Origin of the sequence: Micromonospora musae (assembly GCF_003626635.1) — a bacterium.
Taxonomy (GTDB): domain Bacteria; phylum Actinomycetota; class Actinomycetes; order Mycobacteriales; family Micromonosporaceae; genus Micromonospora; species Micromonospora musae.
This window is the reverse complement of record NZ_RAZT01000008.1, coordinates 20,695-46,681: the sequence shown is the minus strand read 5'-3', so window position 1 is coordinate 46,681 and position 25,987 is coordinate 20,695. Positions and strand designations below refer to the sequence as shown.

The following is a 25,987-nucleotide window of genomic DNA, read 5'->3' as shown; positions in this document are numbered from 1 at the left end:
CTAGGGCGAATCGACCATACGGGACGCTTCATCCCATGCCCGACCTCACCCCGCTGCTCGCCTTCCGCTGGAGCCCTCGGGCGTTCGACCCGAGCACCGAGCTCAACCCGGAGGAGGCCGCCTCGCTGCTGGAGGCGGCCCGCTGGGCCCCCTCGGCGGGCAACCGCCAACCCTGGCGGTTCGCGCTCGGCCACCGCGACGACGAGACGTGGAAGCGGATCCTGACCTGCCTGCCGGTCGACGACCAGGGCTGGGCGCGGCACGCCTCCGCGCTGCTGGTGGGGGCGCACACGGGCGACGACGAGCGGGCCGCGTACGACCTGGGCCAGGCCGTTGCCCACCTCACCGTGCAGGCCACCGCGCTCGGCCTGCACGTGCACCAACTCACCCGCTTCGACCGGCCGGGCCTCGCCCTGGAGCTCGACCTTCCCGGCGAGGTCCACCCGCTGGTCGTCGCGGCCGTCGGCCGGATCGGTGACCCGTTCACGCTGCCGGAGGAGCTGCGTCGTCGGGAGGTCGGCCTGCGGCATCGCCACCCCGTCGCGGACCTGCTGCTCGCCTGACTACCCGATCGGGTCACCGCCGCGGCTGGCCCGGAGCAGAACCCTCGCGGCGTCGGTGTTGCGATAGAGGACGTGCCGGCCCTGCCGGGACCGGGAGACCAGACCCGCGGCGTGCAGCGCGCCGAGGTGCTGGGAGACACCTCCGGCGGACATCGCGGTGAGTCGGGCCAGGTCAGTGGTGGTGGTCGCCGTCTCGAGCAGGTGCAGCAGCGCGGCTCGGCCGGGGCCGACCACCCGCGCCAGCGAGTCGCCGGGCGGCGGCGGGGTCGCCTCCCAGAGCGTCCCGACCGCCCGCACCGGGTACGCCCCGGCCGGCAGCGAGTCCTCCAACAGGTTCCACAGCACCTGCTGCCCGCTGAACACCGTCGGGTTCAGCGCCAGTCCGCGACCGCGGAGGTCGAAGTCCCGTTCGAACGGGTCGTCGCTGACCACCCGGTCGCCGAGCCAGCGCAGGCTCGGGTGGAGCTGTTCGAAGAACCGGCCGGCGCCGTTCTCGGCGAGCTGGGTGGCCCGGTACGCCACGTCGGCGTCGAGCACGGCCCGCATCCGTGGCCAGTCCGGGGCGATCGCCTCGTCGTACCAGACCCGCACCGCGTCGACGAGCTGCGGCAACAGCCCACGCGGGTCGGCGAGGAGCGCCTGCCCGAACGGGTTCAGCGGCCGGCGCGGGGTGGTCGCCAGCAGGTCCTGGACCACCACGGCCGGTGGTGTCGCCGAGATCTGGTCGAGCTGCTCGGCGATCTCCACGTTCGGTCGGGCCGCCGGGGTGAGGAAGTCGGGCAGCCAGCAACCCCGCCGGGCCAACGCCCGCAGCGGTCGGACCCGCTCGGCGACCTCGGGACGGCGCACTGTCACCCGGGCCCGGTCGATCCAGGGCAGGTGCACCGCGTAGCGGACCGGACTGGCCAGCGCCCACATGCTCATGACCGTCTCGTTGATCGGTGACACGGCGAGCCGGACACCCGCCACGTCGGCCAGGCTGAACCGCAACTCGGACACGCGCCCTCCCCCGGGAGCAGGATTCGGCCCAGCCTAAAAGGCTCGACCGATGTCGTGGGGCCCGGTTCACTTCCCGGCCATGGGGACCAGAGACACCATCCGTACCGCTGTCGCAAACGTCGTACCGCCGGCCGGCTTGACCCGCGCGCTGGCCGTGCAGGCCATGGTCTATGCCGTCGGCAGCGGCCTGTTCCACGCCGGCAGCGCCGTCTTCTTCACCCGGGCGCTGGGGCTCAGCGCCGCCCAGGTCGGGCTGGGCCTGTCCATCGCGGCAGGGGTGTCGCTGCTCGGCACGGTGCCGCTGGGCGGGCTCACCGACCGGTACGGACCGCAGCGGGTCTGGATCATCGGGCTGGTGCTGAACGCGGCGCTCTTCGCGACGTACCCGTTCGTGGGCGGCTTCGCCGGTTTCCTCGCCGTGGTGGTGGCGCTGGCGGCGGTGGACGCGTCGACCGGCGTGGCCCGCCAGGTCTACTCGATCAACGCGCTCCCCCCGGCCGAACGGGTCACGGCGATGGCGTACCAGCGTTCGTCGTTGAACGTCGGGTTCGGGCTGGGCGCGGTGATCAGTGGTGTGGTGCTGGCCGTGGACACGATCGAGGCGTACCGGGGAATGGTCTGGTTCATCGCGACCGTGATCCTGGTGACGGCCCTGTTCGTACGACGACTGCCCCGGCTGCCGCAGGTGACCCGGCCGGTGGAACCGATGGGTCGGCTCGCCGTGCTGCGGGACCGGCCGTTCATGACGGTGTCCCTGCTCTCCGGGCTGCTCACCGCGCACGGAGTGCTCTACCTGACGGTCATGCCGCTCTGGATCCTCACCCACACCGACGCCCCGAAGGCGGTGATCGCCGCTCTGGTGCTGCTCAACACGGTTCTGATCGTGCTGCTCCAGGTGCGCGTCAGCCGGGGCGCCGACACCGCCGCGGGTGCGGCGCGGGCCTCCCGTCGTGGGGGTCTGCTGATCGCCCTGTTCTGTCTGGTCCTGCCGATCTCCGGGGTCACCCGGGGGCTGCTCACCGTGGTGGTGCTGGTGGCTGCCGCGACGCTGCTGATCCTGGCCGAGCTGATCGAGTCGGCGGGCACCTGGGGGCTCACCGCCACCCTGCCGCCGGACGACCAGCGCGGCGCGTACGTGGGGGCGCTGCGGCTCGGCGAGCAGGTGCAGTACCTGATCGCTCCGGCGGGGTTGACCGCGCTCGGGGTGACCACCGGGGGCTGGGGCTGGTTCCCGGCGGCGGCGATCTTCGTGCTTATCGGGCTGGCGATCGTACCCGCGGTGGCCTGGGCGGGACGGACGCCGAGGCTGGGCTCCCCGGCCCCGGAGCCGGCCATGACGCCGGTCCCATAATCCGGACCTACCTTTCCACCCCCGGTTCCATCACGTACGGTGACTTGGTCATGTGGCGGGCGCTTCTTCTCCTTGGCCGCCGCGACGAGGCCTGACCGGCCGGCACCTCGTCGCGGAGTCGCTTCGCGCCGTCCAGCACATCCGAACTTCCCATCGGCACCGCCGGAGCATCGTGGCCCGGCACCAGCCGACACCTTCCGATTGCTGACGCCACCTGTTCAGGAGACCACTCCGTCATGACTGACACCGTCACCGACGTCGAGACCGATCCGTTCGCCCGGCAGCGCCCCAGCGGCATGCCGTTCCAGCGTTACGAGCCCTACCAACGGCAGTTCCGCGTCGACCTGCCGGACCGGACCTGGCCGACCCGGCACGTCGGCGCCGCACCCCGCTGGTGCGCCGTCGACCTGCGCGACGGCAACCAGGCCCTGATCGACCCGATGTCGCCCGAACGCAAGCGGCGGATGTTCCAGCTGCTCGTGCAGATGGGCTACAAGGAGATCGAGGTGGGCTTCCCGTCGGCGAGCCAGACCGACTTCGACTTCGTACGGCAGCTCATCGAGCAGGACCTGATCCCGGACGACGTGACGATCCAGGTGCTCACCCAGTGCCGGGAGCACCTCATCGAGCGGACGTTCGAGTCGCTGCGCGGCGCCAAGCGGGCGATCGTGCACTTCTACAACTCCACCTCGACGCTCCAGCGCCGGGTGGTCTTCGGCCTGGACCGTGACGGCATCACCGACATCGCCACCACCGGCGCCCGGCTGTGCCGCAAGTACGCCGAGATCCACACTCCGGACACCGACATCCACTACGAGTACTCGCCGGAGTCGTACACCGGCACCGAGCTGGAGTACGCGCTGGAGGTCTGCTCCAGGGTGATCGACGTCATCGACCCGACGCCGGACCGCAAACTGATCATCAACCTGCCGGCCACCGTCGAGATGGCCACCCCGAACGTCTACGCGGACTCCATCGAGTGGATGCACCGCCACCTGCCCCGCCGGGACAGCCTGGTGCTCAGCCTGCACCCGCACAACGACCGCGGCACCGGCGTGGCCGCCGCCGAGCTGGGCCTGCTGGCCGGCGCGGACCGGATCGAGGGCTGCCTCTTCGGCAACGGTGAGCGTACGGGCAACGTCGACCTGGTCACCCTCGGGCTGAACCTCTTCGCCCAGGGCATCGACCCGATGATCGACTTCTCGCGGATCGACGAGGTCAAGCGGACCGTCGAGTACTGCAACCAGCTGCCGGTGCACGAGCGCCACCCGTACGCGGGCGACCTCGTCTACACCGCCTTCTCCGGCTCGCACCAGGACGCCATCAAGAAGGGCTTCGACGCCCTCACGGCGGACGCCGCGGCGGCCGGAACCCCCGTCGACGAGCACCCCTGGGCGGTGCCCTACCTGCCGATCGACCCGAAGGACCTGGGCCGCACCTACGAGGCGGTCATCCGGGTCAACTCGCAGTCCGGCAAGGGCGGCGTCGCGTACATCATGAAGACCGAGCACCAGCTCGACCTGCCGCGCCGGCTCCAGATCGAGTTCTCCGGAGTGGTCCAGCAGGTCACCGACCACGGCGGCGGCGAGGTCGAGCCGGCCGCCATGTGGGAGATCTTCGCCCGCAACTACCTGGTGGACCACCAGCCCGAGCCGGCGGTCACGCTGGCCGGCTACACGATCGGCACCGCCGACGGCAAGGTAGAGATCGAGGCCCGGGCCGGCGTCGACGGCGAGCACCGGACGCTCACCGCCGTCGGGAACGGCCCGATCGACGCGTACGTCAATGCGCTGCACTCGGTGGGCGTGGGCGTACGAGTCCTCGACTACCACGAGCACGCGCTCTCCTCCGGCGGGGACGCGCAGGCCGCCGCGTACGTGGAGTGCGAGGTCGACGGCGGAACCGTCTGGGGTGTCGGCGTCGACGCGAACATCGTCACCGCTTCGATCAAGGCGGTGACCAGCGCGGTGAACCGCGCCCGCCGCTGACACCGGGCAGGGGCCTCCGTCCGCCGGAGGCCCCTGCGCCTCAGCTCTTCGCCGGCGGGGTCGAGACCGGGAGCGTGGGGCAGGGCTGGGAGGGTGGCGCCTCCCGCGGCGGCCGGTGGATCAGCAGGAGGGCCAGCACCGAGCCGGCCAGCAGCAGACCCGCACACCAGAGCAGCGCGCCGCGGAACGCGTCGGCCAGGGCGGCGTGCTGCTCGTACCCCTCGCCGGAGAGCCCGACCAGCAGCGGCAGCGCGGCCACCGCGAGCAGGCCGCCGGCCCGGGCCGCGGCGTTGTTGAACCCGCTGGCCACGCCCGCGAACCGGTCCGCCGCCGCGGCCAGCACGGACGCGGTGAGCGGCGCCACGACCAGGGTCAGCCCGGCGCCGAAGAGCAGCACTCCGGGCAGCACGTCCGTCCAGTACGACGCGCCGGGGCTGACCCGCCGCAACAGCAGCAGCCCGGCGGCGGCCACCACCGGACCCACGGTCAGCGGCAGCCGAGGCCCGATCCGGGCCGCGAGCGCCCCCGCCCGGGCCGAGCCCACCAGCATCAGCAGGGTCCACGGCAGCAGCGCGACCCCGGTGAGCAGCGCCGACCAGCCGAGCACGTTCTGCAGGTAGACGGCGAAGAAGAAGGTGAAGCCGCTGAGCGCGGCGTAGACGACCACCGTGAAGATGTTCAGCACCGAGAAGAGCCGGCTGCCGAAGAGCCCGGTGGGCAGCATCGCGGCCTCGCCCCGGTGCCGTTCCAGCAGCACGAACGCCACTCCCGCGACCAGCCCGAGCAGCGCCGAACCCCACACCGGCGGCGCGCCGAAGCCACGGTCGGGCGCGTCGATCAGCGCGTACGTGACCCCGCCCAGGGCCAGCGCCCCGAGCAGGGCGCCGGCCACGTCGAACCGCCGGTGCCGGTCGCCCTCGACGCGGGTCCGCGACGCGTCCTCGTCGCGGCTCTCCGGCACCCAGCGCAGCGTGGCCAGCACCACGAGGACCGCGAGCGGCAGGTTCAGGAAGAAGATCCATCGCCAGGAGAGCGCGTCGATCAACCAGCCGCCGATGAACGGGCCGATCGCCGTGGAGACGCCGGAGAGCCCCGACCAGGCGCCGATCGCCCGGCCCCGGTCGTCCGGGTGGAAGCTGGCCTGGAGCACCGAGAGTGAGCCGGGGGTGAGCAGGGCGCCGCCGGCGCCCTGGAGGAACCGGGCGCCGATCAGCCAGCCGGTTCCCTGCGCCAGGCCGCAGAGCATGGACGCGGCGGTGAACCAGACCACCCCGAGCAGGAAGATCCGGCGTCGGCCGAACCGGTCCCCGAGCGACCCGCCGAGCAGCACGAACGCGGCGAGCATCAGCATGTAGCCGTTGACGGTCCACTGGAGGTCGGCCACGGTGGCGTGCAGGTCGGAGCCGAGCCGGGGCAGCGCCACGTTGACCACGGTGCTGTCGAGGAAGACGATTCCGGAGGCGAGGACCGTGGCGAGCAGGGTCCCGCGACCAGCGGCGGTACCTATCCGCAGGGCAGGTGAGGGTTGAGACACGGGTACCCATCATCCACTCACCATCTGTGAGACGCCACGAAACGCCGAAACCGTGCTTGGGTACTGTGCGGGATCGCCGGAAGCCCGCAAGCTGGAGAGGTGTCGTCTGTGCGTACCAGATCAGGACCGCGCGCGGCCGCGGCGGCCGTGCTCGCCGCGACGCTGACGCTCGGCGTGACCGGCTGCATGCCCGTGGACGAGCCGGAGGCCGCGCCGAGCAGCACCGGCGGCAACGCGGCGGAGATGCTCGGCCAGCTCACCGTCGCCAGCGCCGGCTCGATGAAGGGCTACAGCCGGGCGCGGTTCCCGCACTGGCGGGACACCGGCACGAACTGCGACGTACGCGACACCGTGCTGAAGCGTGACGGGGAGAACATCAAGCTCTCCGGCTGCAACGTGGTCGGCGGCCGGTGGGAGAGCGCCTACGACGGCCGGACCTTCACCGACCCCTCCGACGTCGACATCGACCACGTCGTCCCGCTGGCCAACGCGTGGCGCTCGGGCGCGGACGAGTGGGACGACACCGATCGCGGCGACTTCGCCAACGACACCAGCCGTCCGCAGCTCATCGCGGTCTCCGCATCCTCCAACCGGTCGAAGGGCGACCAGGACCCGGCCCAGTGGAAACCGGCGAACCGGTCGTACTGGTGCCAGTACGCCGAAGACTGGGTAACCGTCAAGCACCACTGGCGGTTGACGGTGACCAGCGCCGAGAAGACCGCCCTGACCGACATGCTGGAGGGCTGTGCATGAGTGCGCGCGGGGGAACCGGGCCGGAGCCGACGACGGCCGGCATGAACGCGGACGGCGACGCCGGAGCGCCGGGAACGGTGCCCGGCGCCGGCATGAACGCCGACGGGCCGGCGGCCGCCACCACGGCGGTGCCCGGCGCCGGAATGCAGGCGGACGCGGAGAGCGGCGTCCCCGCGGCGGGTGCCGGCACCTCCGTCGCGGGTGCCCCGCAGAGCCGGAGTACCGATATCGTGGCCGGTCCGGGTGGGGTGATGACCGACGAGGTCGGCGTCGTCACCGGCGAGCTGACCCTGCGGACCGAGTACACCGACGGGCAGGTCGCCCTCACGGTGCAGTACAAGGACGCCGACGAGTGGTACACGGTCACCGGCGGTCGGGCCGCCCTGCCGGATCCGGCCGGACTGGACGCGGTGCACGGCATCGCCGTCGGCCTGCTCGACCGCCCGGAGGGCTGAGCGCTTCCGGCAGGTCAAGCCGTCCCGCCCGGAGGGCTGAGCGCTCCCGGCAGGTCTCCGGGCCATCCCGCTCGGAGGGCTGAACGCTCCCGGCAGGTTGCAAGGCCGTCCCGGCCCGCGCACCGGGGCTCGGACGCCGGATGCCGCAGAGGCATCGAGCTGCCTCTGCGGCATCACGTTCCGCCGGTGGCGGCCGGCGGCGCGACCACCGGCCGGGCGGTCAGAGCGTCGGGATCAGTTCGCCCGGGTCACCGGGGGCCGCCCCGTCGGCCGGCCGGACCAGCTCCGGCTCCACCTCGTGCGGCCGGATCCGTCCGGCGGCGATCTCCTCGGCGAAGTGGCAGGCCACCCGGTGGCCCGAGGTCACCTCGCGCAGCGCCGGCCGTTCGTCGCCGCAGCGGGTCGGCTGCGCCCAGGGGCAGCGGGTGTGGAAGCGGCAGCCGGCCGGCGGGTTCGACGGCGAAGGCAGGTCGCCGGCGAGCAGGATCCGCTCGCGGCGATCCTCCACCACCGGGTCCGGCACCGGCACCGCCGACATCAGCGCCCGGGTGTACGGGTGCATCGGCTCGCGGTAGAGATCCTCGCTGGAGGCCTCCTCGACCAGCCCGCCCAGGTACATCACCCCGACGATGTCCGCGACGTGCCGGACCACCGCCAGGTCGTGCGCGATGATCAGATACGTGAGGCCCCGCTCGGCCTGCAGGTCCTTGAGCAGGTTGAGCACCTGTGCCTGGATCGACACGTCGAGCGCGGAGACCGGCTCGTCGGCGACGATCAGGTCCGGGTCGAGCACCAGCGCCCGGGCGATCCCGATCCGCTGACGCTGGCCGCCGGAGAACTCGTGCGGGTACTTCGTGAGCGCCGAGGCGGGCAGGCCGACCGCCTCCAGCGCCTCGCGCAGCCGCCGGCTCGTCTCCGCCTTGTCGTTCGCCAGCCCGTGCGCCTTGAGACCCTCCACCAGCAACGACTCCACGGACTGGCGCGGGTCCAGGCTGGAGAGCGGGTCCTGGAAGATCATCTGCATCCGCCGTCGGGCCCGGCGCATCGTCTCGCCCTTGAGCGCGCGGACGTCCGTGCCGTCGAAGACGATCTCGCCGTCCGTCGGCTCGACCAGCCGCAGCAGGCCCCGGCCGAGCGTCGACTTGCCGCAGCCCGACTCGCCGACGAGCCCGTACGTCTCACCCGCGTTGATGGAGAGCGAGACGCCGTCCACCGCGTAGACGTAGCCGACGGTGCGGTCGAAGACCACGCCGCTCTTGATCGGGAAGTGGACCTTCACGTCACGCAGTTCGACCAGTGGTCCGGTCCGCTCGGTCACGGTACCGCCACCTCCTCGGAAACGGGGTTGTTGCAGCGCAGGTCGCCGCCGGTGGCGGTGGGTTCGAGCGGGGGCGGTCCTTCGAGGCACGCGTCGACAACGTTGTCGCAGCGCGGCGCGAAGGCGCAGCCCTCCCCCCACGGGATGTTGTCGGCCACCGAGCCGCGGATCGCGTGCAGCCGCTCGCCGCGGATCGAGTCGAGCCGGGGCACGGAGTTGAGCAGCCCGTGCGTGTACGGGTGCCGGGGCTGCGCGAACAGCTCGTGCCGCCGGGCCCGCTCCACCACCTTGCCGCCGTAGAGCACGTTGACCGTGTCGCAGAGGCCGGCCACCACACCCAGATCGTGAGTGATCATGATGAGCGCGGTCCCGGTGTCGTCCACCAACTGCTTGAGCAGCGTCAGGATCTGCGCCTGGATGGTCACGTCCAGCGCGGTGGTCGGCTCGTCGGCGATCAGCAGCCGCGGCTTGCAGGCCAGCGCGATGGCGATCAGCGCCCGCTGGCGCATACCGCCGGAGATCTGGTGCGGGTACTCCTTGAGCCGCCGGTCCGGGTCGGGGATGCCGACCGCGTCCAGCAGCTCGCGTGCCTCGCGCAGCGCCTGCTTGCGGTCGCGCCCCTGGTGCCGTTCGAGGACCTCGGCGACCTGGACGCCGATCGGGATGACCGGGTTCAGCGAGGAGAGCGGGTCCTGGAAGATCATGCCGATGTCCCGGCCGCGCCGGTCCCGCATGTCGTCGCGCCGCAACTTCAGCAGGTCGGTGCCGTCGAAGAGCACCTCCCCGTCGACCTTGTTGCCGCGCTTGGGGAGCAGACCCATGATCGCCAGGCTGGTCACGCTCTTGCCGCAGCCCGACTCGCCGACCAGGCCGACGGTCTGCCCCGGCTCCACCGTGAAGCTGACCTTGTCGACCGCCGTGAACGGCTGCTCGCCGCGCCGCTGGAACACGACGCTCAGATCTCGTACGTCGAGCAGGCTCATCGGGTCACTTCCTCACCGTGCTGGTCCGTTCCTCGCGGCCGCCGTCGGCCGACGCTGTCGTCTCGCATCGTCGTCACCGCCGGTTCTTCGGGTCGATGGCCTCACGCATCGCCTCACCGAGCAGGGTGAAGCCGAGCGCGACGACGATGATCGCCAGCGCCGGGTAGTAGGCCAGTTCGGGGCGTACCTCGAAGTAGCGGACGCCGGCGTCGCCGAGCATCGCGCCCCACTCGGCCCGGTCCCGGTCCGGGTCGCCGAGGCCGAGGAAGGAGAGCGACGCGGCCTCGATGATCGCGACGGAGAGCGTCAGCGTGGCCTGCACGATCACCGCCGTCATGGCGTTGGGGAGCATGTGGCGCAGGACGATGCTGCGCTGCTTCACGCCGAGCGCCCGGGCGGCCAACACGTGGTCGCTCTCCCGCTGGGCGAGCATCGATCCGCGCAGCAGCCGAGCGAAGATCGGCACGTTGACGATGGCCACCGCCATGATGACCGTCCACTGGCTCGACCGACTGGCGAGGGCGACCAGCGTGATCGCCAGCAGCAGGGCGGGCAGGGCCAGCATCACGTCGGTGACCCGCATGAGGATGTTGTCCACCCAGCCGCCGAAGGCGCCGGCGATCGCGCCGAACAGCACACCGATGGCGAGCCCGATGAGGGTGGCGAGGACGCCCACGAAGAGCGTCTGTCGGCTGCCGTAGATCAGGCGGGAGAGCAGGTCCCGGCCCAGCTCGTCGGAGCCGAGCGGGAATCCGTCGGTGGGTCCGGGGATGTTGTCGGCCGCGAGCTTGCTGGTCAACTCGTCGAAGCGCTGCACCGGGTCGTGCGGGGCGATGAGCGGCGCGAAGATCGCCACGAGCACGAAGAGCCCGATGATGGTGGCGCCGACGATCGCGGCGGGGTTCCGCCGCAGCCGGCGCAGCGCGTCCCGGAAGAGGCTGACGCCGCCCTTGCCGGAGCTGGCCCGGGCCAGCTCCTCCAGGCGCGCCTTCTTGCGGTCGCCGAGCCGGTTGAGGTTCCCGCCGCCCGGACGCTCGTCCTTGCGCCGGGGAGCCGGGGTACCTGCCTGCGTGGTGGGTTCGGTCATCGCACACGCACCCTCGGGTCGATGAAGGCGTAGGAGAGGTCGACCAGCAGGTTGACCACCACGAAGACAAACGCGGCCAGCAGGATCAGTGCCTGGAGCACGGGGTAGTCACGGCTGCCGGTGATCGAGTCGGTGATCAGGGTGCCGAGGCCGCCCCAGTTGTAGACCTTCTCGGTGAGGACCGCGCCGGAGAGCAGCGCGCCGGTCTGCAGACCGATGGTCGTGACCACCGGCAGCAGCGCGTTGCGCAGGATGTGTCGCTTCCGGATGGTGCGGTGCCGAAGGCCCTTGGCCTCGGCGGTGCGTACGTAGTCCTCGTTGAGCACGTCGAGCACGCTCGCCCGGGTCATCCGGACGATGACCGCCAGCGGGATGGTGGCGAGGGTGAGTGCCGGCAGGATCAGATGCCAGAGCGCGTCCGCCGCCGCGTCGAACTCCCGGGTGAGCAGTCCGTCGAGGACGAAGAAGCCGGTGATGTTGGTGTTGTCCAGCCCGATGCCGACCCGACCGGACGGGGGGAACCAGTGGATGTTCTGGGTGAAGACGTCCTTGAGCAGGTAGCCCAGGAAGAAGATCGGGATCGAGATGCCGAGCAGCGTGCCCACCACGGTCAGGTGGTCGAGCGACCGGCCGCGCCAGCGGGCCGCGAGGTAGCCGAGCGGGATGCCGAGGCCGACCGCGATGACCATCGCGGCAAGGGCCAGCTCGAAGGTGGCGGGGAAGGCCCGGCCGATCACCTCGATGACGGGATCGCCGGTGCGGATCGAGTTGCCGAAGTCCCCGGTCAGGATCCGCTGCATGAACTTGCCGTACTGCACGTGGATCGGCTGGTCGTAGCCGAGCGCCTTCGTCAGCAGGGCGCGGGTCTCAGGGGTGGCCCGCTCACCGAGCAGCGCGTCGACCGGGCCGCCGGGCAGGTTCCGCAGCCAGATGAAGATCAGCGCCGACAGCGCTATCAGCGTCACCACCAGCTGTAGCAGGCGGCGGACTATGACTCGCAACATCTCTCACACACCAGACTCTCGATGGTCGCGGAATCGGCCCGGGCGGGGGAAACCCCCAACCCGGGCCGATTCCGCCTACGGCGTCAGCCGATCGGCGTCACTGCTTGACGCTGACGGTGTTGAACCGCTCGTCGGTCAGCGGGCTCGCCACCATGCCCTCGACGTCCTTGGTGACGACGATGGCCGGCGGGGCGTGCCAGACCGGAACGGCCGGCAGCCACTTGCTGGCGATGTCCCGGTTGACCTGCTCCCAGGCGGCCTTCTTGGCCGCCTCGTCGACGGTGCCGTCGGCCTTGGTGATGGCCTCGAACATCTCGGTCATCGCCTGGTCGCCGAACTCCGCCTTGGCCCGGCCGAAGAACGTCCCGACGAAGTTGCCCGGGTCGTTGTAGTCACCGGTCCAGCCGAGGATGTGCAGGTCGTGCTTGCCGAACGTCTGCACGTCGTCCTTGAAGCCACCGTTCCACGGACGCGGCACACCGTTCACCTTGATGCCGACGGCCTGCAGGTCGTTGGCGAGGATGGTGAAGATCTCCTGCGGGTTCGGCATGTACGGCCGGGTGACGTCCGGCGGGTAGTAGAAGTTCAGCGTCAGGTTCTCGGCGCCGGCCTCCTTGAGCAGCTGCTTGGCCTTCTCCGGGTCGTACGCGTACTTCTGCACGTCCGGGGCGTAGCCGAGCACGGTGTCCGGCAGGAACTCGTCGGCGACCTTCGAGCCACCCGGGCCCTTGGTCTGCACCAGCTGCTGACGGTTGAGCGCGTAGGCGATCGCCTGGCGCACCCGCAGGTCCTTCAGCTTCGGGTTCTTCTGGTTGATGCCCAGGTAGAGGATGTTGAAGGCCGGGCGGTCGATGACCTGGAAGCCCTCGTCGGCGAGCGCCTTGCGGTCGGCGGGGGCCGGGAAGTCGATGCCGTGGACGGTACCGGCCCGCAGCTCCTGCTTGCGGGTGTTCTCGTCCTTGATGATCTTGATGATCAGCTTGTCGACCTTGGCCTTGTCACCCCAGTAGTCCGGGTTCTTGTTCAGGGTGATCTCACCCTTGGCCTTGTCCCAGCCGCCGAAGGTGAACGGACCGGTGCCCACCGGGTGCTCGTTGGCGAACGCGCTGTACGCGAACGAGTCACCGTTCTGCGTGACCGTGTCGGCGTCGTACTTCTTCAGCGCCTCGGGGCTCGCGATCGAGAGCGAGGTCAGCGCGAAGGCGCCGGGGAAGGCACCCTTGTACCGGTTCAAGGTCAGGACGGCGGTGCCGTCGTCCTTGGCCTCGCACTTGTTGTAGATCGACTCGCCGGCACCCTCGGCCTCGTTCTTGGCGAACCCGCCGAAGGTGTCCATGTAGTAGATCATGTTCGCCTGGGCCGCGGCGCCCTTCATGTTGTACCAGCGGTCGAAGTTGTAGCAGACCGCTGCCGCGTTGAGCGGCGTACCGTCGTGGAACTTCACGCCCTGGCGCAGCTTGAAGGTCCAGACCTTGCCGGACGCGTCGTGCTCCCAGCTCTCGGCCAGGCCGCCCGTCAGCTCCGCGGTGCCCGGCTTGTGGGTGACCAGGGTGTCGAACATCTGCCGGATTACCCGGAACGACTCCCCGTCGTCGTTGAAGCTCGGATCGAAGTTCTTCGGGTCACCGGCACCCGCGAAGATGAAGGTGCCGCCGGTCTTGGCCTCTCCGCTGTCGCCGTCACGCTCACTCTCCGCGCACCCGGCGGCCCCTACCGCCAGGGCGGTGACGGCCGCGATCGCGACGGCCGTTCTAAGCCTTCTCGCCTGCATCTCTCACCTCTGTCATGCGCCTGACCACACGAAGTCGTGGCTCGGTCCGTGTGCGGGAGGCTATGACAGGTCAACCAGGAAGTGGAACGCCCGTGAGGTAATCGCTATCAAGCCGACACCTTCTGACACCCGAAGGCCCGCCAGAGGTTGAGGGCGACACATGCCTGACTACGGAGATAAGCGATTTGTCGACTGTGCAAGGCATCGAGACGTACGCCCGCCGGGGCGTACGGCGGCAGTGCCTGAGTTGCGGCTCAGACGGCGCGGCGACCCTCGAAGGCACGACCGAGCGTGATCTCGTCGGCGTACTCCAGGTCGCCACCGACCGGCAGACCGCTCGCGAGCCGGGTGACGGCGATCCCCATCGGCTTCACCATCAGCGCCAGATAGGTGGCGGTCGCCTCACCCTCCGTGTTCGGGTCGGTGGCGAGGATCAGCTCGCGGACCGCACCGGTGCCGAGCCGGGTCATCAGCTCGCGGATGCGCAGATTGTCCGGCCCGACCCCCTCCAGCGGATTGATGGCCCCGCCGAGCACGTGGTAGCGACCGCGGAACTCACCGGTCCGCTCGATCGCCACCACGTCCTTCGGCTCCTCGACCACGCAGATCACCTCGTCGGCGCGGCGCGGGTCGCGGCAGATCCGGCACTGCTCGGACTCGGCGACGTTGTAGCAGCTGGTGCAGAAGCGCACCAGCTCCTTGACCTTGCGCAGGGCGCCGGCCAGCCGGTTGACGTCGGCCGGGTCGGCGGAGAGGACGTGGAAGGCGATCCGCTGGGCGCTCTTCGGGCCCACGCCCGGCAGCCGGCCCAGCTCGTCGATCAGGTCCTGGATGGCGCCTTCATACATCTGCGGCTCAGAAACCCGGCAGGCCGAGGCCGCCCATGCCGCCGGCGACCGGGCCCATCTTCCGCTCGGTCAGCTCCCGGGCCGCCTCGGCGGCGTTGTGCAGGGCCGCGACGACCAGATCCTCCAGGGTCTCCACGTCCTCCGGGTCGACCGCCTTCGGGTCGATCTTGATGCTCTTGACCTCGCCGGTGCCGGCGACGGTCGCGGTGACCAGCCCACCGCCGGCGGTGCCGGTCAGCTCGGCCTCGGCGAGTTCGGCCTGCGCCTGGGCGATCTGCTGCTGCATCTTCTGCGCCTGCTTCAGCATCTGCTGCATGTTCGGCTGTCCACCTGGGCGCACGATGGCTCCTTCTCGCACTCGTCTGCTGGGCCGTCGCTCAGCCTATCCGCTGGGTCCGACCGATCCGCTCTCCGGTACGTCCACCCGCGTCGCTCAGCGGGCGTCCACCTCGTTGATCTTTTCGGCGCCGAAGGCCTCGCGGAGCAGCCGTACCGCCTGCTCCTCGCTCGACTCCCGGGCCGTCTTCTCGTCCATCACGTCGTCCAACGGCTCGTCGCCGGGGTCGAACCCGTCGTAGACCGGAGTCGCCGGGGCCGCCTGCGGTCGCCCGTCGCCGGGTCGGACCGGCCCGTCGTACTCCGGGTCGTACGGCGGTTCGCCCGCCCAGTCGTTGTCCGCGGTGGGCCGGGCCGGCTGGGCGGTACGCGGACCACGGCCCGCGGCGGCCGCTCGCGCCGCGGCGATGGCGCTGCTCACCGGCGCGCCGTTGCCGTTCTGCGCGACCGGCTGCCGTGGTGCGGCCGAACCGCCGGTGTTCGCCGGGGCGGCGCTGCGGGTGGCCGGGGCGCTCGCGGTGGCACCGCCCGGGGAGGTCGCCGAGCCGGAGACCTCCGCCGAGCCGGGCGCGGCCGCGCGCTGTCCGGGCCGGCCGCCGTCGACGGGGCCCGTCTGATCAGCCGCGAGGGCGCCACCCGGGCGGGCCGGCTCGGGCCAGTCGTCCCCCGCGTCCCCGGCCGGAGCGGAGCCGCCGGCCGCGACGGGGGCAGCCCCGCCGGGGCGAGCCGGCTCCGGCCAGTCCTCCTCGTCGTCGCCCCCGGCCGCGCCGTCCACGGCCGGACCGGGCGCACCGCCGCCGGCCCGGCCGGCAGCCGAGCCGGTCACGCCATGGGCGGCGGGCACCGGGCCGGGAGCGGGAGCCGGGGCGGGGGCGGGGGCGGGGGCGGCCGAACGCGGCGGGCCGGAGAGCGTGACCCCACCCCGCTCGCCGGCCACCTCGCAGCGGATCTGCCAGCGCCCACCCAGCTCCTCGTAGAGGGCGTCGGTGAGCACCGCGGCGTGGTCGGACATCATCCGGGCCAGCACACCGGACTTCACCGTGAGCACCAGCGTGTCGCCGTCAAGCTCCCGCACCACGGCGTCCCGCATCAGCGCGGCGATCCGCTTGTTCGTCCGGTTGACCTTGCCTACCACGTCCGGCCAGACCCGCCGCACGGCGACCGCGTCGAGGGCGCCGGGCGTCTCCGCCCCGGGTCGGGGCGGCTCCGGGGTGACCGGGTCGGGCAGCACCGCCGAAGGCGACACGACCCGCCGGGGCGCGTCGTCCGCGCGGGCGGTCGCCGCGGGCTGAGCGGTCGGGCCGGCCTCGGCGGGAGAGTGCGGGCGGGGCGCGCCGGCAGCCGGGACGTGCTCCGCGGCGGGGGCCGGTGCGGGGGTGGCGGCAGCCGCCGTGGCGGGGTCGGCCGGTGCCGCGGCGGCAGCCGCGGGCGGGGCGGAAGGCGTCGGGCGTACGGCCGGGGCCGGGGCCGGGGCGACCGGCGCGGAGCCGGCGGCGTCGGCACCGCCCAGGGTGAGCCGGCGCTCCATGCGTTCGAGGCGTTGGAGCAGGCCGGCGGTCGAGTCGTCGGCGCCGGGAAGCAGCATCCGGGCGCAGATCAGCTCCAGCAGCAGCCGGGGCGCGGTGGCGCCGCGCATCTCCACCAGGCCGTTGTGCACGATGTCGGCGCAGCGGGACAGGGTGCCCGGCCCGAGCTGCTGGGCCTGCGCGGTCATCCGCTCGATCTGGTCGGCCGGGCCGTCGATGAGGCCCTTCGCGACGGCGTCGGGCACCTGCTGGAGCACGATCAGGTCGCGCAGCCGTTCCAACAGGTCGGAGGCGAACCGGCGGGGATCGTGCCCGGCCTCGGCCACCTGGTCGACGGTGGCGTACGCGGCCGCGCCGTCCCCGGCGGCGAGGGCGTCACACATCTCGTCGATCAGCGCCGAGTCGGTGACACCGAGCAGCGCGGCGGCCTGGGCGTAGGTGACCCCCTCCGCGCCGGCGCCCGCGATGAGCTGGTCGAGCACCGAGAGACTGTCCCGGGCGCTGCCGCCGCCGGCTCGCACCACCAGCGGAAAGACCGCCGGCTCGACGGAGATGCCCTCGGCCTCGGTGAGCTGCTCGAGGTACGGCCGGAGCACCTTCGGTGGCATGAGTCGGAACGGATAGTGGTGGGTCCGCGACTTGATCGTGCCGAGGACCTTCTCCGGCTCGGTGGTGGCGAAGATGAACTTGACGTACTCCGGCGGCTCCTCGACCAGCTTGAGCAGGGCGTTGAAGCCGGCCGACGAGACCATGTGCGCCTCGTCGATGACGTAGATCTTGAAGCGGCTGCGGGCCGGCGCGAAGACCGCCTTCTCCCGCAGTTCGCGGGCGTCGTCGACGCCACCGTGGCTGGCCGCGTCGATCTCGATGACGTCGATCGAGCCGGCGCCGTCGTTCGCCAGCGAGCGGCAGGACTCACACTGCCCGCACGGCTCCGGGGTGGGGCCCTGCTCGCAGTTGAGCGAGCGGGCGAGGATCCGGGCGCTGGAGGTCTTGCCGCAGCCGCGGGGGCCGGAGAAGAGGTAGGCGTGGTTGAGCCGCCCGCTCCGCAGCGCCTGCGACAACGGCTCGGTGACGTGCTCCTGGCCGATGACCTCGGCGAACGTACGCGGCCGGTACTTGCGGTAGAGCGCCAGTGCCACCCGTCCCGCCTCCTCTCGACCGAGCCATTCTGCGCCGGTACGCGCCGGGTGACCACCCACCCCGCCGCTGACGTACGCCCAAGCACTCGATCAACTGCTTGATCGACTCGACTTCACGGATGTCGGGCCATCAGCGCGCCGGGGACACCCCGACTTCACTGAAGCCGAGTCGATCAGGGGGCCCGAGACAGAAAGGCCTCCCGTGCACCCGGCAGAGCTCGCTTATCCTTGCTGCCTTCCGGCCCTGGGGAGGTTCACGAGATACCGCCGCACGGGAGGTGGCCCAAGCCTACCCGACCCGGCGTCGATCTTCAGGGGGTGGTGGGGTGGGCGATCCGACGGAGACCTGTATCCTGATCCGCGGAGGATTCGCCTAGAGGCCTAGGGCGCACGCTTGGAAAGCGTGTTGGGTTTACACCCTCACGAGTTCGAATCTCGTATCCTCCGCTCTCCTGAGCAGCAAGAACGACAGGGTCGGCCCCACGGGGACCGGCCCTTCGTCGTACCCGGGGTCACTCCCGCCCCGACCGGGATCAGGGGCCGGTGGAATGGCGCCCCGCACGGCCACCCGGCGATACTGGCGGCGTGGGGGAACCGGCGCGGAGAACCGTCGTACACATGTTCTATCCACAGGCTGTGGATCGCGGAGTGGAGAGGTGAGTTACCAGCTCAGTGCGGTGATCGCGGACGTCGAGCTGCTGCGCGAGCAGACCGCCGAGCTGGATCACGCGGTCCTCGGCGAGCTGCGGCAGGACTTCGCACTGCTCCCGGTCACGCCGCAGCTGGTCGAGGAGCTGACCGGCGCGCTACCGAACTACTCGCTCGAGGAACGTGCCGACGAGCACCCGTTCGACCTGGTCCTCGGCCCGGCCCTGACCGCGACGCTGGCCGGCTGGTCGAGGCGGGGCCCGGTGGCGTACGTCGAGGCGGAGTTCTTCGGCGGGCTCGGATACCAGTCGGCGGCGGTCTGGCTCGGCGGGACGCTGCACTGGGGGCCGCGCGTCGACACCACCCTCGACGGCCCGCGCGAGGGCTGGCCGATCAACAGCGCCCTCGTCGAGCTGGGCGTCGAGCCGGGATCCTGGATCGACGCGTTCGCGGAGCTGGGGCTGCACCTGGAGCGGAACACCGCCGGCTGGTTGGCCCATGGCCGGCGGCGGTTGAGCGCGGACTACTGGGACGAGCTCGCCGAGCAGTGGGAAGAGGAGCAATCCGGGCGTTGAGAGCAACCTAGCCGCGTCCCGGGCGTTAGGGACCCCGGGGGAAAACTATGAGATTGCGCCAATTTGCCCTTATTGCTGGGCTGCTGACGGCTGCCGTCATCTCGGGAAGTCCGCCGAACACGTCACCCGTGAGTCCACAACGGATCATTCCGGCCGGCGAGGTCCTCGACCTCAACGGCCTGCGCGACATCGAGTTCGGCGACAGCGAGGACGAGCTGACCCGACGCGGCATCCTGCGTACGGATGTGCAAGGTTGCGGGCAGACGCTGGCCGGACACGCCGCGATCAGCCCCGTCTTCGTCGACGACCGGCTGGTGCTGCTCTGGCTCGCCGATTCGACGCGGACCACGGAGGGCGTCGGCGTCGGCAGCCCACTTCGGCAGGTCCGGGTCCGCTACCCCGAACTGACACCACTGCACCCTCCACAGGGGACGTACCGGCTCGATGGGCTGCTCGCCCGCGACGGCGACCGCGCCTACCTCTTCCTGCACGACGGCCGGACCGTGCGGAAGGTCATCGCGGGGTACGCGGACTGGGCCGAACGCCTCTTCTCCGAGGGTCACGGCCCCTGCTGAGACGTCGAGGTCTTCACACCGGTCGCAGCGCGGCGGCGCGCGCACGGTCGGTCCTCGGGGCGGCTCGCGTTCAGCCGCCCAGTGCGCGGCGGATGTAACCCTTCCGGCCGGAGGGACGCCTGACAGATAGACCGGGTCAAGATCCCGGCCGGGTCCGGTGACCGCCTTCAGCAAGCGCGTGTCCCGGCCCTCGTCCTGTTCCCCGACCAGACAAGGAACCCATGGTCAACCACGTGTTCCGCCCGACCGTGCGCCGCGCGCTGCACGCCGGGTCCCTCGCGACCGCCGTCGTCGCGTCGATGCTCACCGCTCTCCCGGGCGCGGCGGTGGCCGCGCCCAACCCCGCCGATGTCGTCCTCGGTCTGCAGACCGACCCCGGCCAGGTCGGTGCGGACGGCGGTCGCGTCCGCCTCCACGTCTCGGTCCGCAACGCGGGGGGCGCCGAGGCCGCCGGCGTCACCGTCAAGCTGCAGCCGCCGACCGGCGTCACCCTCGGCTGGGGCGGCGAAGGACCCGCCGACTGGACCTGTGAAGCCGGCGCCGCGAAGTGCAAGTGGGGCGACCTCGCCGCGGGCGCCACCGCCGCGTTCGACGTCTGGGCGACCCTGCCCCCCGGCACGGACGGCCAGAAGGCGGACATCTCCGCCACCGCCGCCACCGACAGCCGTGAGTCGTCCAGCACCAACAACACCGGCACCGCCACGATCGCGTACGTGGTGAAGCCCGACCTCGCCTTCACCTTCCTCGAGTCGGACGGCGGGAAGATCTCCACCTACGGCGGCAACGGCGCGCGCGGCTCCGTGAGCGCCCGGGCGGTCAACGAGGGCACCGTTCCCGCCCCCGGCGCCCGCTTCACCTTCCACATGCCGGCGGACGCCTTCGCCGGCGCCTCGACCCCGAGCGACCCGTCGTGGCAGTGCGACTTCTCCACCTCCACCTGGGTCTGCGAGAACGACCAGGAGATCCCACCGGGCGAGGCGGCGCAGTTCAACCTCTACCCGTACTTCCCGGCCGGCACGGCCGGCGACACCCGGACGGTGACCGGCTCGGTGTCGACCCCGGCGCCGGAGAAAACGCTGGCCAACAACAGCGACACCACCACCTTCACCTACGCGGTGCCGCCACCGGGTGACCTGAACGTCTACGGGCTCAACGTGGTCGGCACGGACGAACTGCGGGCGAACCAGGAGTTCGAGGTGTCGGCGGCCGTGTTCACCGAGGGCGGCAGCCCGGTGGAGGACGTCGCGGTCCGGATCTCGCTCCCGCCGACCGTCGAATTCCTCTCCGCCGACGCCGGCGACCCCGCCTGGGCCTGCCGGCTGGAGGAGACGACCGACCGGTTCGCCGAGTGCACCCGTGACCACTGGGACATCGCCACCGACGGGCTCCACATGGAGGTGAAGCTACGGGCGCTGCCCGGCACGCCGGCCGGCCCGCTGACCTTCACCGCCACCGCGTCCGCCGGCACGCCGGAGTCCTCGGCGGAGAACAACACCGCCTCGGACACCGCCACCTACATCGCCGAGGGCGCCGTCACCGGCCGCGTCTGGCTCGACCTCGACCGGGACGGCCAGCGCGACGCCGACGAGCCGCTGGCCTTCAACAAGATCTCGGGGCTGACCGTCGTACCCGAGACCGGCTCGCTGCCGTGGGACTGGCCGGGCATCTACACCAACACGGTCAGCGGCACGTACTGGGGTGGCCGGCTGCAGCCGGGCCGCTACGCCGTAAAGGTCTTCCTTCCGGACGGCAGCGGCACCCAGTTCACCACGCCCGACGTGGGCGACGACGCCACCGACTCGGACATCGTCACCCGCGTCGGCGACTACTACTCGTACGGGCTCAGCGCCCTGGTCGAGGTGCGTGACGGCGCCGAGACCGCGGTGGACGTCGGCATCCTGCCGCAGTCCTGACGCCGTGCTGGGAGGGCCCGGGTCCGTTTCGGGGCCCGAGTCCTCCCAGCACGCATCCCGGAACGACGGAACGCCCGGCCGGTCCTCACGGACCGACCGGGCGTTCTCGCATCTCACGAGCGGTGGCGGCGGGATTTGAACCCGCGGAGGGCGTAAACCCTCACACGCTTTCGAGGTCTGCGATCACGTGTTCGCAATGATGCAGCAGCAGCCGTGACAGGCTGGACGGAGCTAAGCCCGCCACCGTCGCAGGGCACTGGGCAACTATGACCCACACCCGGCCGCGGGCCATCACAAGAGTTGGTCACGACTAATTGGGGGGGTTCAATGCTGGCACCGGATAATGACATGGTCGCATCCCGAGTGAGCGGGCTGCAGGAAACGTCAAGACATCTGTCGCATTACCGACCACCCGCCGCGGAGGGTCTCCTGCAAGGCAGCGCACAGGCTAGTTTCGCAATGCGCTAGTTGACTCTGACTAGCGCACCAACCTCCATCCGTAGGGGGAGAATTATGGCACTTCCGGAAGCGCTGCTGACTCTCGCCGCAACCGCGGGGACCGGATTGGTTAGCGCCGCGACTACAGATGCTTGGAGCTCGATCAAGGAGGCTTGCGTCCGTGTGTTCGCCGGAGAGAGTGCCCCGCGAAGAGCTGTTATCGAAGGCCGACTGGAATCGACTCGCGCCACACTCGAGGCAGCACCGCCAGAGCAAATCGACGACGTTCGCAAACAAGAAGCATACCGGTGGCGGGTACGCATATCTGACTTGATCGAGGAGAACCCGGACTCCGTTCCCGCTCTTCGCTCATTAATCGACATGCTGGCTAACGACAGTGGCCCCCGTGCGGCTGCTACGGGCGTGGGTTCGCTCGCCGTGGGTGGAAGCCTATCCAACCAAGCTTCGACAAGCGGCGTGGCTGCGGGGGTTATCAATGGGCCAGTCCATTCCGCAAACCCTCCACTGCCGGGGCGGCGACAGGCCTAGCCGCGCCCGGCGGAACTACGGCCCTGAGTGCATCCGCACACTCAGCCGCTCTCGCTGCCTTTGGTGGAATCGCGGCAAACGAGATTGGCACCATTGAGGTTCACCATGAGCATATCGACGTGGCTAATACTCGCTCGCTTGAGCAGATGGTTAGGGACGGCTCCGTCCTGACCCATGCCTTCGGTGACTACGACCCAGTAGGCGACTTGGGTGTCCATCCCTCGATTCAAGGAGAAGGGCTTCCGCGTCTGCCACCCTATGTGCAGAGAGCAGTAGATGCAGAGATCGACGCACATATGCGTACGGGTGGGCTTGTCATTTTGGAGGGCGCCTCGGCAGCCGGCAAGACCCGCTCAGCGTACGAGGCAGCCGCCAGATGGTTCCGCGATCACCCAAGCTGGAAATTCTTACGGCCACGAGATGGACTGTCGCTCCGGCGAGCGGTTGAAGCGCGCTACGCCTTCGAGAACGTTGTGATTTGGCTCGACGATTTGGAAAATTACCTGTCAAGGGAGGGTCTTGATGCGTCTCTCCTGCGAGTGGTTTCTCCTCCGGGACGGGTTGATGTCATTCTCTTAGCCACCATTCGCTCGTTGGCGAGAAGTGCGTTCGGCGACGCTGCGAACTATCCCAATATTCCAACATTCGCCCCCGACACTCGCCGTGTATTCTCGCTTGCTCGCATTGTAAGGCTTCCACGTGAGTTGAATGCTCGCGAGCGGACAAGAGCAGCATCTCTCCGTCATGACAGCCGCATGGCAGCGGCCCTCGACACTGTCGACGGAGTCGGGCTAGCAGAATTTCTCTCTGCGGGGCCGGCTGTTGTCGAAAGATGGAACGGCGGCAGAGACGGAGTGAAGCCTTGGGGCGCAGCCCTCGTTTCTGCGGCTATTGACTTCCGCCGCGCAGGCTACCTTGCCCCAGTGCCTCGATCTTGGCTCAAGAAAGCATCTGCCGCATACATCGACAGACGCGAGGCTCGGCGCGTGAATCACTTCAAAATATCGGAGGGATTCAGTTGGGCGACCGAACCTGTGCATGGGGCTAGTGCTTGCTTGGAAGAAGTTGAGAACGGGAAGTTTCGCGCCTTCGACTATCTTGTGGACTTCGTGCAGGCCCAAGCCCGTAGCGAAGAAGATGAGCAACGCGAAGGCGGCAAGGGCGGCCTGGTGCTGACATCGGTACCTGATGACGTTTGGCACACAATCCTGCATAACATTCGCCCCAACGACCCACAGTTCTTGAACTGTGTGTCGGCCTCAGCAATGTCACCTCATCCGGGTTTGGCCTTGATGTTCAAGAACGGCGTGAAAAGTGGCGTTCTCGATATCTCCGAGTTCAATAGCGAAGGGCAGCTGTTTGGGCTCGCGCAGGTGTGCCTGCGAGCGGGGATCTGCGTCGTGTGTCAGATGTTGACTCTTGGCCTCGATCTTACGCTTCTCGTGAAGATGCTAATCGAGATTGTTGAGCCAGTCCTCGACGGAACGGATGTGGAGCCGACCGCGCGGCGGCGTGACGCGATGCAGGTCCTTCACAGCTTCGCTGAAGATGAACACTTCAATGACAGCGACGCACCCATATTCAAGGCTATAGCTTCCGTTGATCCCGAAAAAATTGCGGCTATCGGCGCGTTTATGACTGCCATCGGCGCAGGGGAAGTCGGACGTCGGTGGGAGAGAGCCGCCGAGCAGTCTATCGCTTAAACCCCTGTGGACGATTCCCTGTGATCCGACCAAGAAAGAGCGCCCCGGCGACCGCCCACCAAGCGCACCGCACCATCCGAACCGCACTCAACGAGGCCGTGCGCCGAGGGCACCTCGCCAAGAACCCGGCCACCCGCGCCAAGGCACCGCGCCTGCCGGAGAGTGAGATCGAGCCGTACACGGTCGCTGAGGTACAGCGGTTCATGGCTGCCACCCATGGCCGGGCGCAACAGCGCACGGTGGGCGGTCGCGCTGGCCCTCGGCCTGCGCCAGGGGGAAGCGCTCGGCCTGCGCTGGTCAGATGTTGACCTGGACGCCGGGACCCTGACCGTCCGGCGCGGCCGCCAAAGGCCGAGGTGGGAGCACGGGTGCCGCTCACCTTGCGGCCGAAAGCACGGCGGCCACTGTCCCGACCGCCGCCAGATACGGGCCGATACCGCCGATACCAAGTCTCGGGCCGGTCGGCGCAGCATCGGCCTCCCTGACGAGCTGGTGGCGCTGCTCCGCAAGCACCGCGACGAGCAGGACCAGGAGCGCGTTACCGCCGCCCAACTCTGGCAGGGAGGTGACTGGCTGTTCGCCACGCCGACCGGCGGCCCGGTCAACGCTCGCACCGACTACGACGAGTGGAAGCGGCTGCTTCGGCTTGCCGGACTTCGCGACGGCCGGTTGCATGATGCCCGGCACACCGCGGCGACGGTGCTGCTGATTCTCGGCGTGGCCGAACGTGCGGTGATGGGCATCATGGGCTGGTCGAACTTGGCGATGGCGACTCGCTATCAGCACCTGACCACACAAGTACGGCGCGACATTGCCCGCCGCGTCGGCGGCCTGCTCTGGAGCGGCACCACAGACGCCGAGAGGGTTGGACGAGACTCAGGGTCAAGCGGCTGGTGGCCTGTCGGTACGGCGCACCCGATGCAGCTCGCGTCGGGTGCGCCTACGTCACGAACCACATTTACCCCTCGAAGGCAAGTGTCGATATAACGACAATCGTTTACCTTCCCAACCCACCACACTCGCCATAACGTGGCGGCCATGCAGGCGGGGGTATCGAATGAGCAAGAATGGGCCGATGTAGTCAACGACGAATCTACGGCCTGGCAGCCCGACCACGTTCGCAGCTTGATTATCGACGCAGAGGAAAAGCTCCATCTTCAAGAAATTTGGCGCAAGGTCGGACTGACCTGGATATTCCTCGGCAACCTCACGCTTATCTCTCTCGCCGCAATCGCAACCCTGAAGCTATCCGAGCATATTTCCCGATTCACCATTCCTCTCTACGTTGTAGCAGGCGTATCCCTCCTGGGTTCGCCCGCGCTTGCCTACTGGCAGTACAAGCGCGCACGCTCCACCCGCATCACCATCAAGAAACTGCACGTGGTTCGCCGGAGGACTCAGGCAGAGTCAGACACTGAAAGCAGTGGCGACCAGGATTCCGCCCTGCCTGCACAGAAGCGGTATAGAGATGACGTCCCCGACCTGATCTCTCAGTTCAGGGAGGATGCAGGCCGAACCCGCAGAGTGCACAATCGCTTCCAAAGCATCATCATCGTCGGGTCGGTGATCACCTCGGCCATTGCTACGGCATCCGTCTCCTTCGTCCAGGCAAGGTGGCTTACCGTTGGGGCTAGCGCGGCAGTCGGTCTCGCCGCCGGCTTTACTGGCTACTTCAAATACCACGAGCGCAGCTTCAATTCGCAGCAGACGGCTGACGCCATTGAGCGGGAGTACGAAGCGGTTGAACTTCGGGTGGGAAAGTATGCCAACCTGAAGGAGCCTGACGCATACGCACTCTTCGCCGACACAGTCGAGCGCCTACGCGACGAACAGAACAAGCGGCAACAGCAGCTCGACCAGCCGGTCGAGGTGACACGCGAGGAGTGAGCCCGGCTTGTCGTGATCTTGTGTTACACGGCCCCCGCAGG

Annotated in this window: 21 protein-coding genes, 1 tRNA gene, 1 other RNA gene and 1 pseudogene; 12 read left to right on the top strand and 12 right to left on the bottom strand. The window is 69.7% G+C overall.

Annotated elements, in window-relative coordinates:
• Positions 1-35 precede the first annotated feature (35 nt).
• Positions 36-563 carry a nitroreductase family protein gene (locus D7044_RS16755; protein ID WP_120680009.1) on the top strand — a complete coding sequence of 176 codons (528 nt, stop codon included), beginning with the start codon at positions 36-38 and terminating at the stop codon, positions 561-563.
• Here D7044_RS16755 and D7044_RS16750 read toward each other — a convergent pair whose 3' ends face one another.
• Positions 564-1,562, bottom strand: a complete 999-nt coding sequence (locus D7044_RS16750; protein WP_120689483.1) for an ArsR/SmtB family transcription factor — start codon at positions 1,560-1,562, stop codon at positions 564-566.
• 79 nt (positions 1,563-1,641) lie between these two features.
• On the opposite strand from D7044_RS16750, the gene D7044_RS16745 reads away from it, so the two are divergent.
• Together D7044_RS16745 and leuA are read left to right on the top strand one after the other, a co-directional pair.
• On the top strand, positions 1,642-2,913 hold the full coding sequence (locus D7044_RS16745) for an MFS transporter (RefSeq protein WP_158609368.1): 1,272 nt from the start codon (positions 1,642-1,644) through the stop codon (positions 2,911-2,913).
• 236 nt (positions 2,914-3,149) lie between these two features.
• Positions 3,150-4,901: a 2-isopropylmalate synthase gene (gene leuA, locus D7044_RS16740; RefSeq protein ID WP_120680004.1), complete on the top strand. Its 1,752-nt coding sequence runs from the start codon at positions 3,150-3,152 to the stop codon at positions 4,899-4,901.
• A gap of 40 nt (positions 4,902-4,941) precedes the next feature.
• On the opposite strand, the gene D7044_RS16735 is transcribed toward leuA, so the two are convergent.
• Positions 4,942-6,435, bottom strand: a complete 1,494-nt coding sequence (locus D7044_RS16735; protein WP_120689481.1) for an MFS transporter — start codon at positions 6,433-6,435, stop codon at positions 4,942-4,944.
• A 108-nt stretch (positions 6,436-6,543) separates the two neighbouring features.
• Here D7044_RS16735 and D7044_RS16730 point away from each other — a divergent pair, with 108 nt between their 5' ends.
• Entirely contained in the window at positions 6,544-7,188 is a 645-nt protein-coding gene (locus D7044_RS16730; RefSeq protein ID WP_120680000.1) for an HNH endonuclease family protein, read from the top strand.
• A complete protein-coding gene (locus tag D7044_RS16725; RefSeq protein WP_411710986.1) occupies positions 7,185-7,643 on the top strand; it encodes a hypothetical protein in 459 nt (152 codons plus the stop codon). The genes D7044_RS16730 and D7044_RS16725 overlap by 4 nt, the downstream gene beginning before the upstream one ends.
• Positions 7,644-7,863: 220 nt before the next feature.
• On the opposite strand, the gene D7044_RS16720 is transcribed toward D7044_RS16725, so the two are convergent.
• The 9 genes from D7044_RS16720 to ffs all read right to left on the bottom strand — a co-directional run bounded on the left by D7044_RS16720 (position 7,864) and on the right by ffs (position 17,939).
• On the bottom strand, positions 7,864-8,961 hold the full coding sequence (locus D7044_RS16720; RefSeq protein WP_120679998.1) for an ABC transporter ATP-binding protein: 1,098 nt from the start codon (positions 8,959-8,961) through the stop codon (positions 7,864-7,866).
• Complete coding sequence (locus tag D7044_RS16715; protein WP_120679996.1) at positions 8,958-9,944, bottom strand: ABC transporter ATP-binding protein; 987 nt, start codon at positions 9,942-9,944, stop codon at positions 8,958-8,960. The genes D7044_RS16720 and D7044_RS16715 overlap by 4 nt, the downstream gene beginning before the upstream one ends.
• Before the next feature lie 73 nt (positions 9,945-10,017).
• Positions 10,018-11,031 carry an ABC transporter permease gene (locus D7044_RS16710; RefSeq protein WP_120679994.1) on the bottom strand — a complete coding sequence of 338 codons (1,014 nt, stop codon included), beginning with the start codon at positions 11,029-11,031 and terminating at the stop codon, positions 10,018-10,020.
• Positions 11,028-12,035: an ABC transporter permease gene (locus D7044_RS16705; protein ID WP_120679992.1), complete on the bottom strand. Its 1,008-nt coding sequence runs from the start codon at positions 12,033-12,035 to the stop codon at positions 11,028-11,030. Before D7044_RS16705 ends, D7044_RS16710 begins: the two co-directional genes overlap by 4 nt.
• Positions 12,036-12,132: 97 nt before the next feature.
• Positions 12,133-13,806 carry an ABC transporter substrate-binding protein gene (locus tag D7044_RS16700; protein ID WP_120679990.1) on the bottom strand — a complete coding sequence of 558 codons (1,674 nt, stop codon included), beginning with the start codon at positions 13,804-13,806 and terminating at the stop codon, positions 12,133-12,135.
• A gap of 254 nt (positions 13,807-14,060) precedes the next feature.
• Positions 14,061-14,654 carry a recombination mediator RecR gene (gene recR / locus D7044_RS16695; protein WP_120679988.1) on the bottom strand — a complete coding sequence of 198 codons (594 nt, stop codon included), beginning with the start codon at positions 14,652-14,654 and terminating at the stop codon, positions 14,061-14,063.
• Positions 14,655-14,661: 7 nt separating this feature from the next.
• A complete protein-coding gene (locus D7044_RS16690; RefSeq protein ID WP_233563284.1) occupies positions 14,662-14,970 on the bottom strand; it encodes a YbaB/EbfC family nucleoid-associated protein in 309 nt (102 codons plus the stop codon).
• Positions 14,971-15,087: 117 nt separating this feature from the next.
• Positions 15,088-17,658 carry a DNA polymerase III subunit gamma and tau gene (locus D7044_RS16685; RefSeq protein WP_120689480.1) on the bottom strand — a complete coding sequence of 857 codons (2,571 nt, stop codon included), beginning with the start codon at positions 17,656-17,658 and terminating at the stop codon, positions 15,088-15,090.
• A 191-nt stretch (positions 17,659-17,849) separates the two neighbouring features.
• Positions 17,850-17,939, bottom strand: an RNA gene (gene ffs, locus D7044_RS16680) — signal recognition particle sRNA small type.
• 81 nt (positions 17,940-18,020) lie between these two features.
• Here ffs and D7044_RS16675 point away from each other — a divergent pair.
• The 4 genes from D7044_RS16675 (at position 18,021) to D7044_RS16660 (ending at position 21,369) form a co-directional block, all read left to right on the top strand.
• Positions 18,021-18,105 (top strand) — tRNA-Ser (locus tag D7044_RS16675).
• Positions 18,106-18,314: 209 nt separating this feature from the next.
• Positions 18,315-18,881: a hypothetical protein gene (locus D7044_RS16670; protein ID WP_120679982.1), complete on the top strand. Its 567-nt coding sequence runs from the start codon at positions 18,315-18,317 to the stop codon at positions 18,879-18,881.
• An 83-nt stretch (positions 18,882-18,964) separates the two neighbouring features.
• Entirely contained in the window at positions 18,965-19,456 is a 492-nt protein-coding gene (locus D7044_RS16665) for a hypothetical protein (protein ID WP_411710989.1), read from the top strand.
• 221 nt (positions 19,457-19,677) lie between these two features.
• The gene (locus D7044_RS16660) at positions 19,678-21,369 is read left to right on the top strand and encodes an SdrD B-like domain-containing protein (RefSeq protein WP_120689478.1); all 1,692 of its coding nucleotides are present in this window, start codon (positions 19,678-19,680) and stop codon (positions 21,367-21,369) included.
• 1,028 nt (positions 21,370-22,397) lie between these two features.
• On the opposite strand, the gene D7044_RS32435 is transcribed toward D7044_RS16660, so the two are convergent.
• Positions 22,398-22,574, bottom strand: coding sequence for a hypothetical protein (locus D7044_RS32435; RefSeq protein WP_158610014.1), 177 nt, complete (start codon positions 22,572-22,574; stop codon positions 22,398-22,400).
• A 768-nt stretch (positions 22,575-23,342) separates the two neighbouring features.
• Between D7044_RS32435 and D7044_RS32155 the strand changes: the two genes are divergently transcribed.
• The 3 genes and pseudogenes from D7044_RS32155 to D7044_RS33000 all read left to right on the top strand — a co-directional run bounded on the left by D7044_RS32155 (position 23,343) and on the right by D7044_RS33000 (position 25,946).
• Positions 23,343-24,059, top strand: a complete 717-nt coding sequence (locus tag D7044_RS32155; protein ID WP_147434679.1) for a hypothetical protein — start codon at positions 23,343-23,345, stop codon at positions 24,057-24,059.
• 38 nt (positions 24,060-24,097) lie between these two features.
• Positions 24,098-24,902 (top strand): annotated as a pseudogene (locus D7044_RS16645) (tyrosine-type recombinase/integrase); the annotation flags it as partial.
• A gap of 195 nt (positions 24,903-25,097) precedes the next feature.
• Positions 25,098-25,946 carry a DUF4231 domain-containing protein gene (locus D7044_RS33000; RefSeq protein WP_233565014.1) on the top strand — a complete coding sequence of 283 codons (849 nt, stop codon included), beginning with the start codon at positions 25,098-25,100 and terminating at the stop codon, positions 25,944-25,946.
• Positions 25,947-25,987: the final 41 nt, after the last annotated feature.

Excerpts from the sequence above, each read along its gene's own strand:
- recR (WP_120679988.1), bottom strand. The coding sequence starts at position 14,654 with ATGTATGAAGGCGCCATCCAGGACCTGATCGACGAGCTGGGCCGGCTG.
- D7044_RS32435 (WP_158610014.1), bottom strand. The coding sequence starts at position 22,574 with ATGGACACCCAAGTCGCCTACTGGGTCGTAGTCACCGAAGGCATGGGT.
- D7044_RS16715 (WP_120679996.1), bottom strand. The coding sequence starts at position 9,944 with ATGAGCCTGCTCGACGTACGAGATCTGAGCGTCGTGTTCCAGCGGCGC.
- D7044_RS16690 (WP_233563284.1), bottom strand. The coding sequence starts at position 14,970 with ATGCAGCAGATGCTGAAGCAGGCGCAGAAGATGCAGCAGCAGATCGCC.
- D7044_RS16710 (WP_120679994.1), bottom strand. The coding sequence starts at position 11,031 with ATGACCGAACCCACCACGCAGGCAGGTACCCCGGCTCCCCGGCGCAAG.
- D7044_RS16700 (WP_120679990.1), bottom strand. The coding sequence starts at position 13,806 with ATGCAGGCGAGAAGGCTTAGAACGGCCGTCGCGATCGCGGCCGTCACC.
- D7044_RS16660 (WP_120689478.1), top strand. The coding sequence starts at position 19,678 with ATGGTCAACCACGTGTTCCGCCCGACCGTGCGCCGCGCGCTGCACGCC.
- D7044_RS16745 (WP_158609368.1), top strand. The coding sequence starts at position 1,642 with ATGGGGACCAGAGACACCATCCGTACCGCTGTCGCAAACGTCGTACCG.
- D7044_RS16755 (WP_120680009.1), top strand. The coding sequence starts at position 36 with ATGCCCGACCTCACCCCGCTGCTCGCCTTCCGCTGGAGCCCTCGGGCG.
- D7044_RS16725 (WP_411710986.1), top strand. The coding sequence starts at position 7,185 with ATGAGTGCGCGCGGGGGAACCGGGCCGGAGCCGACGACGGCCGGCATG.
- D7044_RS33000 (WP_233565014.1), top strand. The coding sequence starts at position 25,098 with ATGCAGGCGGGGGTATCGAATGAGCAAGAATGGGCCGATGTAGTCAAC.
- D7044_RS16705 (WP_120679992.1), bottom strand. The coding sequence starts at position 12,035 with ATGTTGCGAGTCATAGTCCGCCGCCTGCTACAGCTGGTGGTGACGCTG.
- leuA (WP_120680004.1), top strand. The coding sequence starts at position 3,150 with ATGACTGACACCGTCACCGACGTCGAGACCGATCCGTTCGCCCGGCAG.